At 59.6% G+C, this 17,932-nt stretch carries 13 protein-coding genes; 11 read left to right on the forward strand and 2 right to left on the reverse strand.

The features are described from left to right. Positions 1-8 precede the first annotated feature (8 nt). On the reverse strand, positions 9-623 hold the full coding sequence (locus KUF59_RS08715; protein ID WP_258769304.1) for a GNAT family N-acetyltransferase: 615 nt from the start codon (positions 621-623) through the stop codon (positions 9-11). Between the two features lie 1,244 nt (positions 624-1,867). Here KUF59_RS08715 and tdh point away from each other — a divergent pair. From tdh to ltrA, 4 genes are all read left to right on the forward strand, one after another. After that, a complete protein-coding gene (tdh, locus tag KUF59_RS08720; protein WP_258769305.1) occupies positions 1,868-2,917 on the forward strand; it encodes an L-threonine 3-dehydrogenase in 1,050 nt (349 codons plus the stop codon). Between the two features lie 463 nt (positions 2,918-3,380). Continuing rightward, complete coding sequence (locus KUF59_RS08725; protein WP_258769306.1) at positions 3,381-4,142, forward strand: SDR family NAD(P)-dependent oxidoreductase; 762 nt, start codon at positions 3,381-3,383, stop codon at positions 4,140-4,142. A 305-nt stretch (positions 4,143-4,447) separates the two neighbouring features. Continuing rightward, positions 4,448-5,239, forward strand: a complete 792-nt coding sequence (locus KUF59_RS08730; protein ID WP_258769307.1) for a DeoR/GlpR family DNA-binding transcription regulator — start codon at positions 4,448-4,450, stop codon at positions 5,237-5,239. A gap of 776 nt (positions 5,240-6,015) precedes the next feature. Next, positions 6,016-7,635 (forward strand): group II intron reverse transcriptase/maturase, encoded by a 1,620-nt coding sequence (gene ltrA, locus KUF59_RS08735; protein WP_258769308.1) that lies wholly within the window; start codon positions 6,016-6,018, stop codon positions 7,633-7,635. Positions 7,636-7,990: 355 nt separating this feature from the next. On the opposite strand, the gene KUF59_RS08740 is transcribed toward ltrA, so the two are convergent. Continuing rightward, the gene (locus KUF59_RS08740; protein ID WP_258769309.1) at positions 7,991-9,421 is read right to left on the reverse strand and encodes a helix-turn-helix domain-containing protein; all 1,431 of its coding nucleotides are present in this window, start codon (positions 9,419-9,421) and stop codon (positions 7,991-7,993) included. Between the two features lie 318 nt (positions 9,422-9,739). Between KUF59_RS08740 and bioB the strand changes: the two genes are divergently transcribed. From bioB to KUF59_RS08775, 7 genes are all read left to right on the forward strand, one after another. Further along, positions 9,740-10,735 (forward strand): biotin synthase BioB, encoded by a 996-nt coding sequence (bioB, locus tag KUF59_RS08745; protein WP_258769310.1) that lies wholly within the window; start codon positions 9,740-9,742, stop codon positions 10,733-10,735. A gap of 40 nt (positions 10,736-10,775) precedes the next feature. Next, positions 10,776-11,150, forward strand: coding sequence for an aspartate 1-decarboxylase (panD, locus tag KUF59_RS08750; protein WP_258769311.1), 375 nt, complete (start codon positions 10,776-10,778; stop codon positions 11,148-11,150). Between the two features lie 3 nt (positions 11,151-11,153). Next, on the forward strand, positions 11,154-12,299 hold the full coding sequence (locus tag KUF59_RS08755) for an 8-amino-7-oxononanoate synthase (protein ID WP_258769313.1): 1,146 nt from the start codon (positions 11,154-11,156) through the stop codon (positions 12,297-12,299). Further along, complete coding sequence (gene bioD / locus KUF59_RS08760) at positions 12,296-12,928, forward strand: dethiobiotin synthase (RefSeq protein WP_258769314.1); 633 nt, start codon at positions 12,296-12,298, stop codon at positions 12,926-12,928. Before KUF59_RS08755 ends, bioD begins: the two co-directional genes overlap by 4 nt. Continuing rightward, a complete protein-coding gene (locus KUF59_RS08765; protein ID WP_258769316.1) occupies positions 12,925-14,202 on the forward strand; it encodes an adenosylmethionine--8-amino-7-oxononanoate transaminase in 1,278 nt (425 codons plus the stop codon). Before bioD ends, KUF59_RS08765 begins: the two co-directional genes overlap by 4 nt. Positions 14,203-14,275: 73 nt before the next feature. Next, entirely contained in the window at positions 14,276-15,808 is a 1,533-nt protein-coding gene (locus KUF59_RS08770) for an acyl-CoA carboxylase subunit beta (RefSeq protein ID WP_258769318.1), read from the forward strand. Positions 15,809-15,810: 2 nt separating this feature from the next. After that, a complete protein-coding gene (locus KUF59_RS08775; protein WP_258769320.1) occupies positions 15,811-17,826 on the forward strand; it encodes an acetyl-CoA carboxylase biotin carboxylase subunit in 2,016 nt (671 codons plus the stop codon). Positions 17,827-17,932 lie beyond the last annotated feature (106 nt).

Raw genomic sequence — 17,932 nt, forward strand, 5'->3', positions numbered from 1 at the left:
TGATCAGATCACGCTTCCGGCGGCTTGGGCTGGCGCAACATCGGGAAGAACGGTGGCGAACTGCCGACCTGGACTTCCGTTAAGACATTCCAACCTAGACGCTCATAAAGTCGCATCGCGTGCGGGCTGGTCGCCTCTAAGTGCACAAGTCTTTGAGCGTTGTCCGAGATCCCGGTTGCATGCCGAAGAAGATGTTCTCCTAGTCCTGATCGCTGATGCATAGGATCGATAGCTACCATGGTGAGATACCAATGCGGCTCATGTGGGTGGTACTTGCCGAATGTCTCGAAAACTTTTTCGGTTTCCGAACGCCTGTGCGTTGGGACGCTCTTGAGAAGAAAGTCCATCATGATGGTGTTGTCGCGTTTTTCGCCTTGCGTCTGCCACAAGATGGCGCCTTTGTCCCCGTCGTTAAGGTATGCGCCGCTGTTACTCGAGAATGGATTGCCGCAGTAATATTCAATGAATCCCTTAAAATGCTGCAGATACTCCCGCGGTTCAGGATACAGCCACCTCAACAAAGGACACATCGCAAATGCGGTCGTCAGTATCGCATCGACTCTCGAGCGGTCCTCGAGATCGACAGTTTTGATCGATATTGCATCCACGTGATCGGATTGCATAGTGTCTCCTTGCGCCGCCACTGTCGAGTGTGGCCGTACTGATCTGGCTCTTTCAATGCAACGACCGCATCGGCCATAGACCCGGGTAGCAAAAGCCGGGCCAACGAAATTAGCAAAACTGTCTCGCTTCTTCGCGTGGAATGTCGTCTTTGCGACAGGACGAGCTTGTTGCATTCCGGTGCGTTCTTTTCCCAACACAGATCGATCGTGCGGCTCGATGCAAGGCATTGAAGGAAACCGCCTAAGCCAGCATGCAGTTGCTGTCAGCGAGCTAGCAGTTGCGAGAAAGGAAGGTCGGCCGGTTCGCCGGATCCGCAATAGCCGGCCGAGAGTTATTCTTCGCGCGATGTCCCGTGAGCTGTTGCGCTCCTCAGAAGCTCAGTATTGATCCGGCGAGGCCTTCAGCGATCCATCACTCTCCTGCTGCCGCGGCGCCCAGTGGAATGCCCGTAAAGCGTAATAGCCACGCCGCATGTTCCTGTCGCCGATGGGCGGAAGCCGGCGGGCAGGCAGCCGCCGAGGCTGGCGATTGCGATAAAGTGGCGCGGGAGTGCCGTTCGCGCTTTTGCTTTGTCATCGCCTGGACGAGCAGTTCAGTTGCTATCGAACGCGAGGGCTGGAGGCGCTTGTAGAGCGGAGCGGTTGAGCTTCGTCAGCCAGAAGACGCGGCAACTCAAGATGCGATAAAGAGAGATCAAATCGCGCAGCGTACGACCTTCCTAAGCTTCGATCTTCGGCGTGTCCGTCAGGGTTAGTGCGGGATGGCGCTCCTGACGTCGGATCGCCGTCGCGCGACTCTTCCGATATCTGATCTCGAGCAGGGCTTCGTTAGGAGCGGCCTTGTTTCTGAGGCCAGGCAATTCCGCCCTTTGGCAGAGGTTCGCGTCATTTCGCCGATGTTTGTCTTTATCCCCAGCCAAGTGGCGGATGTCCAATCCGAAATGCCATCTGGGTTCTTGCCGAGAGCTCATAGATGTGGCTCTCAATGGTTCGTTTGTCGACGACAACAACCCACTTACTCACCTCTCTCAAAAGCTCGCGGCCCTCTCGAACGCTGGAAGATCTCGCGCACTGACAGCTCCGAAAGACCTGAAGCCGGAGCCCATAGGCTATTGCAGGAGCTTTTACCGCAGTTCTCGCCGCACGCTGGTACGAAGTTTGCTGTCTCAATTCGTGCCACCGCCCCCAATTGCGGCCACTTCGCCAGGTACGGCGTTCTGTATTATTTGATAAAGGAGTGCAAGATGAAGGCGCTGGTAAAGGCCAAGTCTGAGCCTGGACTATGGCTATGCGATGAACCAGTACCGACGATCGGATCGAATGACGTCTTGGTCAGAGTCAAGAAAACCGCAATCTGCGGTACCGATATTCATATCTTCGGTTGGGACGAGTGGGCGCGTAGAACAGTGCCTGTGCCAATGGTGGTGGGCCACGAGTTCGCGGGCGAAATAGTTGAACTCGGCTCGTCGGTCCAAGGTCTTGTGTGTGGCCAGCGCGTCTCGGGAGAGGGGCATGTAATCACAATGCACGGTCGCGCCGCTCGCAGCGGACGCTTCCATCTCGTGCCGCAACCTCAAGGGCTCGGTGTCAACCTTCAGGGCGCGTTTGCTGAATACTTGAGAATTCCCGCTTTTAATGTCGTGCCGCTGCCCGATGATATTGACGACGAGGTGGGTGCTATTTTGGATCCGCTGGGCAACGCTGTCCATACAGCCCTGTCCTTCGATCTCGTGGGCGAGGACGTTCTGATCACCGGCGCAGGGCCAATTGGTATTATGAGCGCTGCTGTGGCGAGACATGTCGGTGCGCGTCATATCGTGATCACTGACGTAAATCCGGTTCGTCTAGAGCTGGCGGCCAAAGCAACGGATGTCGTGCCGGTTGACGTGTCGAAGGAAGATCTGGCGTCTGTTAAGGCGCGCTTGGATATCGAGGAGGGTTTCGGCGTTGGCCTGGAAATGAGCGGTGCGCCCGGCGCCTTCAACGATCTGGTTGAGCATCTCGTAGTAGGCGGAAAGATCGCAGTGCTTGGCATTCCCTCTAAGCCCTTTGCAGTTGATTGGACCAAGCTCGTTTTCAAGATGCTCACGGTGAAAGGCATCTATGGCCGAGAGATGTTCGAAACCTGGTACAAGATGCTAGGCATGGTCCAGACCGGCCTCGATGTGCGAACGGTTATAACGCACCGCTTATCGGCTCGAGACTTCCAGCTCGGCTTCGAGACAATGCAGAGCGGGCTCTCGGGTAAAATTGTCCTCGACTGGACAACTGCGTCTTGGCCTGATCGGGTATGAGGCTTTCCGATGATCAGCTTCACCACTGACGCAAGCCTCTCAATTCATCTCACAAGGAACGGATCGCTTGCCGAGCTGTGCAAGCGGGAGATATCTGGCCAGGTGAGCGGCCACGTCGTGCAGCGAGAGCGGCGCCGCGCGGCGTGCTCTATCGGCAAGGTATTTTGCTCGATCGCGCTGGCGAAGGCCATCCGATCGCGGTGCGCTTCATCGATGCAGAGGGCAAGGCCGGCACGACGCTTCTGTTGCATTTGCCGAGCAAGCCCGGGCATCCGTCGTTGTTCGGACACATCGTTCCGTGGATTAGATGGTCACATAGGGCTAACTGTTGACATGACGGAAGTTGGACAATCAACAAAAATAAGCCTGATCACCAATTGTTCAATAGCTAGAAACGACGCCGATAATTACGGCCGCCGTAATCGGTCCTTTTGAGTTGGGCAGGAGTAGGGAGGAGTTATCCGTGAGCAAAATTGATCTTTCGGGAAAGCACGCGCTCGTGACGGGCGGCAGCTCTGGAATTGGTGCCGCAGTCGTGCGCGCGCTCGCAGCCGCGGGAGCTTCGGTGAGTGTGATGGCCCGGAAGCCGAATCACTCGGCTCAAGACGAAAAGATGTACGACAATCCGAAGGTCGAGTTCATCGAGCTCGACGTCTCCGATAGCAAAGCGGTGACGCGTGTGTTTGCCGATGTCGCGGCACGGAAAGGAATCGATATCTCCGTCCTGTCCGCAGGTCTCCTGTTGGCCGGCAAGTTGCTTGACACGGACGATGAGAGTTGGCGTCGCACCATGGCGGTCAATCTGGATGGCCTTTTCTACACGACTCGCGAGTCGATTAGGCACATGATGGCGCAGGGGCGTGGCGGCAAAGTCGTGTCTATCGGCTCCATTTCTGGTTACCGGGGTAACCAGGGCTTCGCTGCCTACTGTACGTCGAAAGGCGGCGCTCTCAATTTCACGCGCCAAGTCGCGATGGATTACGCAGCGCACGGCATCAACGTGAACGCGATCGCTCCCGGCTTCATCTACACCTCGATGACCGACATCTACGACAAAGAGACCAAGGCGAAGCTTGCGGCACAAACGCCCGACGGAAAATGGGGTACCTCGCAGCAAGTTGCAGATGCTGTGTTGTTTCTCAGCTCGAACCTGGCTGACCACATTCACGGTCAAAGCATTCTAGTCGACGGCGGATGGACACTGGGCGTCTTCGCTCAGCCTTAGCCGCAAGCCGTAAATTTCAAATGCGCCGCCTCTTCAATCCGCTGCGCCTGCGGAGGTGGCGACGCGCGTCAGGAGCAAGGCGTAATCTCAACCGGCCACACAACCAAAACGGAGCTTTACGATGAGGAGGCGACAGTTTCTCTCGAGTGCGGCCATACTGAGAACCCCGATCGTCGAAGCTCTGGCGCCAGAGGATAACCTGCTGTTGGAATATGGCAACAATAGAGTTGCAAGTTGATCATTTTGCCTTAAGGCACTATGTGTTTGGGGCCGGCCGTCGCAGGCGGTCATGACACCCAACTTCTATGCAAAAGAAAGCAGCCAGACAGAACAAGATTCGCGCGGCGTTGGACGATGATCCCGCCTTGCGCGTAAACGAACTCGCGAGTCTTCTGAGAGTTTCAACTGAAACAATCCGACGTGATTTGTTTGAGCTAGAACAAGCGGGGGCGCTCAAACGGACCTATGGCGGAGCCGTTCGCAATCCAGTAGCCGAGCCGGCATTGGTCGAGCGCCTCAAAATCATGGTTCATGAACGCCGAGCAATTGCTCAGCTGGCACTGACCATGATCGGGGATTCCGAAAGCCTCCTCATCGGCGGCGGAGCGACGTGTCTGCACTTTGCGACGGCACTTCGAGGAATTTCCCGAAACCTAGTGGTCGTCACGCCTTGCTATGGCATTGCAGCAGAACTAGCGACGAATCCCCTGATTCAGGTGATTATGCTCCCGGGCTATTTCGATGGACGCGAGGGGCTTGTTCACGGCCCGGACACGCTTGAAGCAATACAACGGTATCGGGTGCCAATGGCCATTCTCGGCGCATCCGGCGTCGATAACAGCGGTCTGAGCGACGCCATGCCAGCAGCTGCCCAAGTATTTGCAGCCATGATTCAGCATGCTTCACGTTCCCTGATTCTTGCCGATCGAACCAAATTCAATCAGCGAGCTCTTTCGCTGGTTAGCGCCTGGAGAAGGGGTCTACATCTAGTGACCGATACCAAACCAGATCCGCGGCTCTCAGCGACCATCCTGGCAGCCAACGCTGAGATCTCCGTGGTGAATGCACCGACCTTGGTGCACGAAAACGCCGTCTAGCATTCCGCAAAGTGTTTTCTCTAGTCGCAGCACCGTTGTGCCGATGCAGAGATCGGCGGCTGGTTCCCGTTGAACCGCCTTCAGGCAGGATGTTTTCTCGCGACATGGCGATGACTCGTCGTTCGCGAACACGCCCGCGAAATCGCGCATCGTGGGCCATCGGTTGCTTGACAAATTGCTGCAAGTCGGACAATATTTGTTGGACATCCAACAAGCTGGAGGTCCAGCCAATCGAAGTCACGGCTACCCGAGGAGGTCGTCCATGAACAAGATGAACCTCGCTGGGGAAGCATCTTGTCGTTAAGGGAGAGAGCTCCGGCATAGGCGCATCTCTTGGCCGCGGCCGGTCCGTAATCGTACTTCCGCGCAAGCGCGCTCATTCCGCGGAAGACGAGACGATGCATGACGACAAAGTCGGCTCGGGGAATTGGACCCCGTGGCCGTTACTCGAGACGACGACGTAGCGAAGCGACAAGAGATCTGTCAGGCCGCCTGTAGGCTAATAGCCTTTGGCGGTGGCCTGATCTCAGAGGTCCCACTGGGACGTTTCCTCCCTGACTTGGGTGGGCCACTCCGGAAGGAGTGGCCCATTTTTTGTGCCGAGTATGAACGACAGCTTGGAGGTGGAAGTCCTCTACCCAGCCTGATGGTGGCGAAGGGTTAGCGAAGCGCAAGGGCGTCATCGCGAGGTGGGGTCTGAAGAAAGCGTGGAGCAAATCCGCGACCCGATGAACAAGAACCGGATACGAGGCCTACCCGACCGGACGAGCGAGCAAATGATCGCGAAGTCCACAGCCATCAAGGGTCGGGGTGGTAGATCCGGCGGGTGTGCAGAGAAGGCGGTCGATCTTACCTCGGGAGGTCTGCGCTCTGTCTCGGCAACGGGACTGAGGGCACCGCGAGGCGGCCTGACCGCAGCGCAGAAGTCAGCAGAGGGCAAAGTAGGCGGCAGCGCGCCGCCGAAGGCCCGAACGGTGGAAGTGGTTAGTAGAGCAGTCGATCTCGTGCAAGCCATGCGGCAGAAGAATCAGGTTGAGCTGAACTCGGACACCGGAGCGCAGGGTGAAGCCCAAAGCGCCGCCGTCCGAGAGACTGAAGCAAGCACGGCGACGGCTAGTCTCGAACGCCCGGCGGTCGCAGGACCATCGATGGAAGCAGTAATCGAGCGTGAGAATCTGAAGAAAGCGTTGGCGCAAGTGAAGCGCAACAAGGGTTCGGCGGGCGCCGACGGGATGACCGTCGGCGAGCTGCCGGCCTACCTGAAAGAGCACTGGCCTACGATCCGGGCCCAGTTACTTGAGGGCACCTACAAACCGCGGCCGGTGCGGCGAGTGGAGATACCGAAGGCGTTGGGCGGCATGCGGCTGCTCGGCATTCCGACGGTGCTCGACCGCTTCGTCCAGCAGGTGGTGATGCAGGTGCTGCAGGCGGACTGGGACGGGACGCTCTCCGAAACGAGCTTCGGCTTCCGGCCGGGGCGTTCGGCACATCAGGCGGTGGAACGGGCACAGGCGTATATCTCGTCTGGGCACGCCACTGTCGTGGATATCGACTTGGAAAAGTTCTTCGACCGGGTCAACCATGACATCCTGATGGGGCTGGTTGCCAAGCGGGTCGCTGACAAGCGTCTCCTGAAACTCATCCGTGGGTTCTTGAACGCGGGTGCAATGGAAGGAGGGCTGGTCAGGCCGACGGAAGAGGGCATGCCGCAAGGAGGTCCGCTCTCGCCGCTGTTGTCGAATCTGATGCTGGATGTGCTGGACAAGGAACTGGAGAAGCGCGGCCACCGCTCTGTCCGCTATGCCGATGACTGCAACATCTATGTGCGCAGTCGGCGGGCAGGCGAACGAGTGCAGGTCAGCATCGAACGATTCCTAGAAAAGCGCCTCAAGCTGAAGGTCAACAAAGCAAAGAGCGCGGTCGCCAAACCGAGCGTCCGCAAGTTCCTGGGCTTCAGCTTTAGTATTAGTAGCGCAACGGAGCCGCGGCGTCGCATTGCGCCGCAGGCGCTCGCCCGCTTCAAGGCGAAAGTTCGGGCGCTGACGCGGCGCACGCGTGGCCGAAGCCTTGCGCAGATTGTCAAGGAGTTGTCCGTCTATCTGATCGGATGGCGCGGCTACTTTGGCTTCTGCCAAACCCCATCGGTATTGCGCGACCTTGACCAATGGCTCAGGCGGCGGTCGCGCGCCATCGTCTGGAAGCAATGGAAGCGCGGAAGCACTCGTTATGCGCAGCTGCGACGCCGTGGCGTCGGCCGGCACCGGGCGGCGAGAACCGCCGGAAGCCCACATGGCCCTTGGCGGCTCGCGAACAGCCCCGCGCTCACCATCGCCATGCCAAACAACTTCTTCGCCTCACTCGGATCGGCCTCCGTCATGGCACAGCGACGTGCATAATCCGCCGAACCGCCGGATACGGACCCGTATGTCCGGTGGTGTGGGAGGGGCGGCGTCGCGAGACGTCCCCCTATCCCAATTGTGACCTAAAGGTATGATTTCAGCTGCTCTATAATCGCCGGTGTGGAAGGGAGAAGCCCGTCATCGACCTTGATGACGAAGTCACTGAACAGAATCCGAATGGGATAGCGATACTCGGCCGGACAGGAAAAACTGCGACTCGGGCAACGTTCGCTTGATCTCGAGCTTGTACGACAAGTTAACTTCGGTGGGCAGTATCGGTCGACGGCGCATTTGGTTTTGATATATCTCCGAACGATCGAGTCCAGAAGCCTAGCCCTACCGCGCCGAAAAATCAGTCCGTCTTAGTCTCAATTCGATACGGTACGACGCCCCTTTCTGCAGTGCCAACATCAAGAGCTCGTCCGATAGGAGGTAGCGCGCGGTGTCGACAGTCTGTCCGTTCGCAAGCGCGGCAGCCGGGGCCGATAGGATCCGCAGCCTCTACGTCTTCCAGATCGATACCCTTTGAATATACCGTCTGACTGGCGTAAGCGATCTCGCAGCCTAGTCCGACTGCGACCGCGCGAGGTCGATTCAGGTACGAGCCGGCAGAAAGGCCAACGGTGCGCGCGATACACAGGTAGGTCGTGAGATCAGGCGTAGCTGCGAGCTGAACCAGAATACGGCCTGGTTGAGAGAACGATTGGTGGACGTTCCAAAGCGGGCAGGGACCTCCAAAACGGGCGAATTGGAAGCGCGTGGCGCTGCTGCGCTTCAGTACGTTTCCGGCAATGTCGATCTTCAGAAAATAGAACGGAATACCCGGCGAGGTTCGACGTTGTAACGTGCTCAAGCGATGGCAGACTTGCTCGAAGCTCGCTCCAAAGCGTCGCTGGAGGCGTTCGACATCGTATCGCGCGTCCCGCGCGGCGTGAAGGAAAGGCTCGTAGGGCATAACAATTGCGCCAGCATAGTAGTTGGCGAGAGCGACGCGTGCCAGCGCGGCAGCTTCGTCGTTGCTAAGGCGAGCCTGCCTGACCTGCCGCTCGATGGTTTCCCCCTCCTCAAGGAGACCGATTACATGCGCGATCCAGAACATGCGGCTCTCCGTCGGCGCATCCTCGGAAAGGAATAGCGTCCGGGAATTGCGATCGAGTCGCCAGATCATTCCGCTATCGAGCGCTTCCGGTGCATGCTCTATTTTGATCCGGTACGCATCGCGTAGGTACCTGACAAAGTCTTCGCCGCGGTTCTCGGGACTAAAGCTTCTGACGGCTGCAAGTCGTTCGGCCGCGCGGTCGAGCACATCGAAATGATTGCGCTTCGATTGCACCCAGTCTCGGACCTCGTCGTATGGAAAGCGGCTCGCAGCTCCCGAGTCATCTCGCACGATGACCGTCTGCAGCGAGCGGTGTTCCTCCTCTACCGCCAGATAGGCCCGGTAGAGGTGCAGGAAGCGCTGCGCGATATCAGGCGCGACCCGGAGGGCGGCGGTGGCCTCCTCTCCTGAAACGGCAGTACCGAACAAGGGGTCGCTCGCGCTTTCTCGAAGTTCACTTGCGAGCCGCAAATCATCGTCGTCAGCGAAATAGTTCACGTCTATGCGGTATAACTCCCCCAATCGCATCAGAAGCCTGCGCGTAATCGGTCTCTGATCCGCCTCGATCTGGCTAAGATAAGCTGCCGAGATTTCGAGTGCGTCGGCTAACGCCGCTTGCGTTGTGCCACGCTGTTCCCGAAGCCGCCGCAGTCGGTCGCCCGCGAAGATCTTCCGCAACTTCATTGCTTTGCAATCTTTGCAATTTCAGAAAAATAATCAGCAGGAATGAGCATTTTCAACGCTCCCCTTGGCCGGGCGGATTAGCTAAATTGGCATAAATCAATCGGGGGTGCAAAGATGAGGCCAGTTCCGCGTTTCTCGTTTGCAGCCCCGACCCATCCGGAGAGGTCGAAAGGCCACAGCCGATATCATGATCCTTTTGGACCAGCTCCTCGACGGTGACGCCGCGACCACGCTCGGCCGATGGCCGGTTGCGAATTCTCATGCCATGGCCTCCGCTCGCCCACGTCCACGTGGCGCAAGCCTCGTAAGCGACGTGCGATGAGCGGCCTTCAAGAGACCCTTCGGGGCAGTGTCGGCCAGGAACAGCAGGTCCGTCACAACTGGACCCGCACGGAAGCCGAAGCTCTACACGGGCTGCCCTTTGCAGACCTGGTCTTTCGAGCACAAAGCATTCATCGCGGAAATTTCGATCCCAACATAGTCGAGCTCGCGAGCCTGCTCAGCATCAAGACCGGCGGGTGTCCCGAAGATTGCGGATACTGCTCGCAAAGCGCGCACTATGGCACCGGTCTGAAGGCAACGCGGCTGATGGATCAGGCCGATGTCGTCGCCGCCGCGAATCGTGCCAAGGAAGCCGGCGCCACCCGCTTCTGCATGGCGGCTGCCTGGCGGAGCCCGAAAGAGCGCGATTTCGATCGGGTCTGCGACATGGTCAGTGCGGTGAAAAAGCTCGGCATGGAAACATGCGCCACGCTGGGCATGCTGACTCCCGAACAGGCAGAACGGCTCTCCGCCGCCGGACTGGACTTCTACAATCATAATGTCGACACCTCGCCCGAGTTCTACGACAAGATCATTACTACCCGCACGTTGCAGGACCGCATTGACACGCTGGCGCATGTACGCCGTCAGGGCATCAAAGTCTGTTCCGGCGGAATCATCGGGATGGGCGAACGGATCGAAGATCGGCTTGGCATGCTCGTGCTCTTGGCCAATCTCACGGTTCAGCCCGAGAGTGTGCCGATCAATTTGTGGAACGAGGTCAACGGAGTTCCAGTTGCGGAAATAGCAGAACGTCCCGACCCGATCGAGGTGGTGAGACTGATTGCAGTCGCTCGCATCCTGATGCCTCGCGCGGTGGTGCGGTTATCCGCCGGTCGTCAATACATGACCGATGAACTGCAGGCGCTATGCTTCTTGGCGGGTGCGAACTCGATCTTCATCGGTGACGTATTGCTGACTACGAAGAATCCGCAGCGGGAGCTCGATGCGAACCTGCTCAGCCGGCTCGGCATCGCCTCCCGGGTTAGCTAACCCAGTCAACGTGCAAGTTCACCCAAGACCCAGGTATCAGATGCAGATCACTTTGATGAAAGGCAAAATTCATCGTGCCTCGGTGACCGAAGCCGATCTGCACTATCAGGGCTCGATATCAATTGATCGCACGCTTATCGATGCCGCAGGGTTTCTGATCAATGAACGTGTTGAAATCTACAACATCGACACCGGCGCCCGTTTTGCAACGTACGTGATAGAGGCACCCAGAGGGTCAAGCATTGTAGGTCTGAACGGCGCGGCCGCGCGACTTGCGATCCCCGGCGACAAGGTGATCATCGTGGCGTACGCCTCCTTTGAGGACGGCGAAGCGAGAGTGTTCAAGCCACGTGTCGTGCTAGTCAACGAAGAGAATCGCTTGTTGCCCAGTTTGACCGAAGCGTTGGTCGACTGACAGATGAATCTCACTCCCAACGTTGCCAGCTACGTTAGTGAACTGCGGGCGCTCAAGGACGACAACCGGCTGCGCAGCCTCAATCCACGCGCGGGCATCGATTTTTCATCAAATGATTATCTTGCCCTTGCGAGCGCGCCGCGCATGAGGACGGCAATCGCCGCCGCGCTGGAGGCCGGCACTCCGATCGGGGCTGGTGGGTCCCGACTCCTGCGGGGAAATTGTGCGGCGCATGAAATTCTCGAATACGAAGCTGCAAGGTTCTTCGGAGCAGACGCGGCGTTGTTTTTCGGCGGCGGATACGTCGCCAATTTTGCCGTTCTGACGACGCTGCCTCAGCGGGGAGATCTGGTCGTACTTGATTCCCTCGTGCACGCGAGCACCCGCGAAGGAGTCCGGGCAGGCCGGGCCGAGTTCCGCGAAAGCATCCACAACGAATCTCAGTCGGTGGAAGACACCATTCGGAGTTGGCGATCGCTCGGAGGAAAGGGGCGTGTCTGGATCGCTGTCGAAAGTCTCTACAGCATGGACGGCGATTTCGCTCCGCTGCACGAGCTCTGCGCCATCGCTGATCGACTGGATGCGTTCCTGATCGTGGACGAGGCTCATGCCACGGGGGGTTATGGCGAGCAGGGGAGGGGACTGACCGCTCCGTATGAGGGGCGCCAAAATCTGGTGGTCGTTCATACCTGCGGCAAGGCGTTGGGAGCCGTGGGCGCGCTTGTCACAGCAACCGGAGTGCTGCGCGACTTCATGATCAACCGCTGCCGCCCATTCATTTTTGCGACAGCGCCTTCGCCTTTGATGGCGGTTGCGGTACGGGAAGCGCTATCAATTCTGCAGGAGGAGCCCGACAGGCAGCAGCGCCTGGCCCATCTGGTCGATTTTGCGAATCGACAGATCGAAGCGCGGGGCTGGCGTCCCTCGGGCTCTCAGATCGTGCCGCATATCGTTGGTGACAACGCGCGTGCGATGGCTTTGGCATCCGCACTGCAGTCTCGCGGTTTCGATATCCGCGGGATACGCCCACCAACTGTGCCGGCTGGCACCGCGCGCTTGCGGATGTCTCTGACGCTCAACGTAAGCGAAGCCGAAGTTAGTGCGTTGCTTGACGCATTGGCGGAGGAGAAGGGAACAGGGGTTCGATGACCTCTCGGATCGTGGTCACCGGAACGGATACCGACGTCGGAAAGACCGTATTCGCGGCGGCGGTCAGCAATGCGATTGGGGCGCTCTATTGGAAACCCGTTCAGTCGGGCCTCCAATCCGAAACGGATTCGAGGATCGTCATGCAACTAGGTGGACTTTCCAAGGATCGCATCGTTCCTGAACGATGGAGTTTGGGTACGCCGGCTTCGCCGCATCGTGCCGCCGAAATCGACGGTCTTCAAATTGATCCGGAAGCACTCCACGTCCCTGATACCGGAGGACGCCCGCTCGTCATCGAGGGAGCCGGCGGATTGATGGTGCCGCTAAATCGCAGCACGCTCTATATCGACGTTATCGCCCGGTGGGGCCTACCGATAGTCCTTTGCACGCGCACCACGCTCGGTACCATTAATCATTCGCTTCTGTCACTTGAAGCCGTGCGACGTCGAAGAATCGACGTCTTGGGTGTCGCATTTATTGGGGATGAGCAGCCCGACAGCGAGGGCATCATCTGTGATATCGGGCGGGCACGCCGCCTAGGCCGACTGCCTCACCTCTCTCCGCTCACAAGACAGACGCTGCAGGCTGCATTCGCCCGCTCGTTTGATCTCGATGATTTCAAGCCATGATCCTCAAAAGCGGCTCGCATATCTGGCATCCCTTCACGCAACACGCGCTGCAGCGGCAGATGACGAAGGTCGCACGCGCGAAGGGCGCCTATCTCTATGCCGAGGATGGCCGTCGCATTATCGACGCTATCTCGTCCTGGTGGGTGGTAACTCATGGCCACTGTCATCCAAACATCGTCCGCGCTATTCAGAGTCAGGCAGAAAGCCTGAACCAGATTATTTTTGCCGGCCATACTCACGAACCGGCCGAAGAGGTCGCTGCGCTGTTGTTGAAGCTCGCACCTGCCGGGCTCGACTACGTCTTCTTCTCCGATAGCGGCTCGACCAGCGTAGAAGTGGCCCTGAAGATGGCGCTCGGCTACTGGCGCAATGTCGGTGAGAGACGCTCGCGCATCGTTGTGATGGAGCATTCGTATCATGGCGACACGATCGGAACAATGTCCATCGGAGCGCGCGGCGTGTTCAATGCTGCGTATGAGCCGCTACTCTTCGACGTTACGACGCTCCCGTTTCCGGTCGCCGGTCGAGAGCAGGCAACTTTAGATGCGCTCGATGCAGCGTGCCGCGAGCACGATGCAGCGGCTCTGGTCGTCGAGCCTCTGGTATTAGGCGCGGGCGGCATGCTGATGTACCCTGCCTGGGTGCTGAGGGAGATGAAGCGGATCTGCGAAACGTGGGGCGGCCTGCTTATTGCCGATGAAGTCATGACCGGTTGGGGCCGCACGGGAACGCTGTTCGCCTGTTCGCAGGCCGAAGTGTCGCCGGACATCGCATGCTATTCGAAGGGCCTCACTGGCGGATCGCTCCCGCTCGCGGTCACCCTGTGTAGCGCGGAGCTGTTCGAGGCGCACTATTCCAAGGACCGTGCACGAACGTTTTTTCACTCGAGCTCGTATACCGCAAATCCGATAGCGTGTGCCGCGGCCAAGGCGAATATTGATCTTTGGCAAACTGATGAGTGCAGCGAGCGCGTCGCATCAGTGTCTTGGATGCAGGAGTGCAAAATCAAACCGCTCCGGTCCGACGAGCGCTTCGAGAACGTTCGTCGGACTGGGACGATCACAGCGCTTGAATTAAGAGTGCGAGACGCAGGCTATCTGGCGAGTGTTGGCCCAAAGCTTGAGGCGTTCTTCAGAAATCGCAATCTGCTGCTTCGTCCGCTCGGGAACACAATCTACGTCATGCCGCCCTATTGCGCGACTGCAGAGGACCTCGGTGAGATCTATGCCGCAATCCAAGAGGCACCCGAGGCGGTGCAAGCGTTAGGAGCATAGCGATGTCTGTTTCATCACCTGCAAAGCACAAGTGGGCGTCGGATGTTCGTGCCCAAAATCGGAGGCGCGACCGATGATCTCTGTAATCGAGAAACTCGAAGCGCAACGCGCCGGTGCCAGGCTCGGCGGCGGGGAGAAGCGCATCGAGGCGCAGCATGCCCGCGGCAAGCTGACCGCCCGCGAGCGCATCGAGCTCCTGCTCGACAAGGGATCGTTCGAGGAGTTCGACATGTTCGTCGAGCACCGCTCGACCGAGTTCGGCATGGAGAAGTCCAAGGTGCCGGGCGACGGCGTCGTCACCGGCTGGGGCACCATCAACGGCCGCAAGACCTTCGTGTTCGCCAAGGACTTTACGGTGTTCGGCGGCTCGCTCTCCGAGACCCATGCGCTCAAGATCACGAAGCTCCAGGACATGGCGATGAAGGCGCGAGCGCCGATCATCGGCCTCTATGACGCCGGCGGCGCACGCATCCAGGAGGGCGTCGCCGCGCTGGCCGGCTATTCCTATGTGTTCCGCCGCAACGTGCTTGCCTCGGGTGTGATTCCGCAGATCTCCGTCATCATGGGCCCCTGCGCCGGCGGCGACGTCTATTCGCCCGCCATGACCGACTTCATCTTCATGGTGAAGAACACCAGCTACATGTTTGTCACCGGCCCCGACGTCGTGAAGACCGTCACCAACGAGGTCGTCACAGCCGAGGAGCTCGGCGGCGCCTCGGTGCACGCCACGCGCTCCTCGATCGCGGATGGCGCCTTCGAGAACGACGTCGAGACACTCCTGCAGATGCGGCGCCTGATCGACTTCCTGCCGTCCAACAACACCGACGGCGTGCCGGAATGGCCAAGCTTCGATTCCATCGAGCGTCTCGACATGTCCTTGGACACGCTGATCCCCGACAATCCGAACAAGCCCTACGACATGAAGGAGCTGATCCTCAAGGTCGTGGACGAGGGCGATTTCTTCGAGATCCAGGAGGCCTTTGCCAAGAACATCGTCACCGGGTTTGGCCGCATCGCCGGCCGCACCGTCGGCTTCGTCGCCAACCAGCCGATGGTGCTGGCGGGCGTGCTCGACAGCGACGCCTCGCGGAAAGCCGCGCGCTTCGTCCGCTTCTGCGACGCCTTCAACATCCCGATCGTCACCTTCGTCGACGTGCCGGGCTTCCTGCCGGGTACGAGCCAGGAGTATGGTGGCCTGATCAAGCACGGCGCAAAACTGCTGTTCGCCTACTCGCAGTGCACCGTGCCGCTGGTCACCGTCATCACCCGAAAAGCCTATGGCGGCGCCTTCGACGTCATGGCGTCCAAGGAGATCGGCGCCGACATGAACTACGCCTGGCCGACTGCGCAGATCGCGGTCATGGGCGCCAAGGGCGCAGTCGAGATCATCTTCCGCAGTGACATCGGCGACCCCGACAAGATCGCCGCCCGCACCAAGGAATACGAAGACCGCTTCCTGTCACCGTTCATTGCCGCCGAGCGTGGCTACATCGACGACGTCATCATGCCGCACTCAACCCGCAAGCGCATCGCCCGCGCGCTGGCGATGCTGAAGGACAAGAAAGTGGAAATACCCGCGAAGAAGCACGACAATTTGCCGCTGTGACCATGTTCAAGAAAATTCTGATCGCCAATCGCGGTGAAATCGCCTGCCGGGTCATCAAGACTGCCCGCCAGATGGGAATTGAGACTGTCGCGGTCTATTCCGAGGCCGACCGCGATGCCTTGCATGTGGAGATGGCCGACGAGGCGATCCTGATCGGGCCGCCGGCCGCCGCCGAGAGCTATCTGGTGATCGAGAAGATCGTCGAGGCCTGCCGCAAGACCGGTGCCGAGGCCGTGCATCCCGGCTACGGCTTTCTCTCCGAGCGTGAAGCCTTCCCGCGCGCCTTGAAGGCCGCAGGCGTCGTGTTCATTGGCCCCAACCCGGATGCGATCGCCGCCATGGGCGACAAGATCGAATCCAAGAAGGCCGCCGCCAAGACAAAAGTCTCGACCGTGCCGGGCTATCTCGGCGTCATCGAGGACGACAAGCACGCAGTGCGGATCGCCGACGAGATCGGCTACCCCGTGATGATCAAGGCCTCCGCTGGCGGCGGCGGCAAGGGCATGCGTATCGCGCATTCCAAGAGCGAGGTCGCCGAAGGTTTTAATCTCGCCAAGGCCGAGGCCAAGGCCTCGTTCGGCGACGACCGGGTCTTCGTCGAAAAATTCATCGTCGATCCCCGCCACATCGAGATCCAGGTGCTCGGCGACAAGCACGGCAACGTGATCTATCTCGGCGAACGCGAATGCTCGATCCAGCGCCGCAACCAGAAGGTCATCGAGGAAGCGCCGTCGCCGCTGCTGGACGAGAGCACCCGCCGCAAGATGGGCGAGCAGGCGGTCGCACTCGCCAAAGCCGTGAACTACGACTCCGCCGGCACGGTCGAGTTCGTCGCAGGCCAGGACAAGAGCTTCTACTTCCTGGAGATGAACACCCGTCTCCAGGTCGAGCACCCCGTCACCGAACTGGTCACCGGCATCGACCTCGTCGAGCAGATGATCCGCGTCGCGGCCGGCGAGAAGCTGGCGATCGCGCAGAAGGACGTCACGCTGACCGGCTGGGCCGTGGAATCGCGCCTCTACGCCGAAGATCCGTTCCGCAACTTCCTGCCCTCGATCGGGCGGCTAGTGAAATACCGCCCGCCAGCGGAGTTGAGCAAGGACGGCATTACCGTGCGCAACGACACCGGTGTGCAGGAGGGCGGCGAGATCTCGATCCATTACGATCCGATGATCGCAAAGCTCGTCACCCATGCGCCGTCGCGGGCGGCAGCGATCGAAGCGCAGGCGACCGCGCTCGATGCGTTCTATGTCGACGGCATCAGGCACAACATTCCGTTCCTGTCGGCGCTGATGAACCATCCGCGCTGGCGCGAGGGCAATCTCTCGACCGGCTTCATCGCGGAAGAGTTCCCCAAGGGCTTTGCGCCGCGTGCGGCCGAAGGCGAGGTCGCACGGCGGATCGCCGCCGTCGGGGCCGCCATCGATCACGTGTTAGGGGAGCGCAAGCGGCAGATTTCCGGCCAGATGGGCGGCCGCGTCGTGCAGCGCGAGCGGCGCCGCGCAGTGTGGCTCGATCGCGAGGAGATCCAGCTCGAGGTCGCCCGTGAGAGCGAGACAATCGCAATCCGCTTCGTCGATGCCGAGGGCAAGGCCGGCAAGCCGCATCTGCTGGACTCGCCGTGGAAGCCCGGCGACCCGGTCTGGCAGGGCACGGTCGACGGTCAGTTCATCGCGGTGCAGGCGCGTCCGATTCCGAACGGCATCCGGCTGGCCCATCAGGGTGTCGAGGTGCCGGTCTATGTCTGGACCGAAACGGAAGCGACGTCCGCGCGCCTGATGCCGGTCACTACGGCGTCCGACACCGGCAAGAAGCTGCTGTGCCCGATGCCCGGTCTCGTGGTCTCTATCGCGGTAACCGAAGGCCAGGAGGTCAAGGCCGGCGAAACGTTGGCGGTCGTCGAAGCCATGAAGATGCAGAACGTGCTGCGCGCCGAGCGCGACGGCACGGTGAAGAAGATCCACGCCTGCGCCGGCGCGACGCTGGCGGTGGACGCGTTGATCCTGGAGTTTGCCTGAGCACGGAAAGCAACCGAGATACCATGCAACGTTTCCCTGCAGGATATTCCGGTCCACTCGTAACGCCGGAATTCGGGGCAGCTCAGCCCATTTGTGACTAGGACAC

Origin of the sequence: Bradyrhizobium arachidis (assembly GCF_024758505.1) — a bacterium.
In the GTDB taxonomy this organism is placed as follows: domain Bacteria; phylum Pseudomonadota; class Alphaproteobacteria; order Rhizobiales; family Xanthobacteraceae; genus Bradyrhizobium; species Bradyrhizobium manausense_C.

What these genes read in the sequence shown, in the direction of transcription:
- KUF59_RS08765 (WP_258769316.1), top strand. Translation starts at nt 12,925, where the DNA reads ATGATCCTCAAAAGCGGCTCGCATATCTGGCATCCCTTCACGCAACAC.
- panD (WP_258769311.1), top strand. Translation starts at nt 10,776, where the DNA reads ATGCAGATCACTTTGATGAAAGGCAAAATTCATCGTGCCTCGGTGACC.
- KUF59_RS08740 (WP_258769309.1), bottom strand. Translation starts at nt 9,421, where the DNA reads ATGAAGTTGCGGAAGATCTTCGCGGGCGACCGACTGCGGCGGCTTCGG.
- bioD (WP_258769314.1), top strand. Translation starts at nt 12,296, where the DNA reads ATGACCTCTCGGATCGTGGTCACCGGAACGGATACCGACGTCGGAAAG.
- KUF59_RS08755 (WP_258769313.1), top strand. Translation starts at nt 11,154, where the DNA reads ATGAATCTCACTCCCAACGTTGCCAGCTACGTTAGTGAACTGCGGGCG.
- bioB (WP_258769310.1), top strand. Translation starts at nt 9,740, where the DNA reads ATGAGCGGCCTTCAAGAGACCCTTCGGGGCAGTGTCGGCCAGGAACAG.
- tdh (WP_258769305.1), top strand. Translation starts at nt 1,868, where the DNA reads ATGAAGGCGCTGGTAAAGGCCAAGTCTGAGCCTGGACTATGGCTATGC.
- ltrA (WP_258769308.1), top strand. Translation starts at nt 6,016, where the DNA reads ATGATCGCGAAGTCCACAGCCATCAAGGGTCGGGGTGGTAGATCCGGC.
- KUF59_RS08730 (WP_258769307.1), top strand. Translation starts at nt 4,448, where the DNA reads ATGCAAAAGAAAGCAGCCAGACAGAACAAGATTCGCGCGGCGTTGGAC.
- KUF59_RS08715 (WP_258769304.1), bottom strand. Translation starts at nt 623, where the DNA reads ATGCAATCCGATCACGTGGATGCAATATCGATCAAAACTGTCGATCTC.
- KUF59_RS08775 (WP_258769320.1), top strand. Translation starts at nt 15,811, where the DNA reads ATGTTCAAGAAAATTCTGATCGCCAATCGCGGTGAAATCGCCTGCCGG.
- KUF59_RS08770 (WP_258769318.1), top strand. Translation starts at nt 14,276, where the DNA reads ATGATCTCTGTAATCGAGAAACTCGAAGCGCAACGCGCCGGTGCCAGG.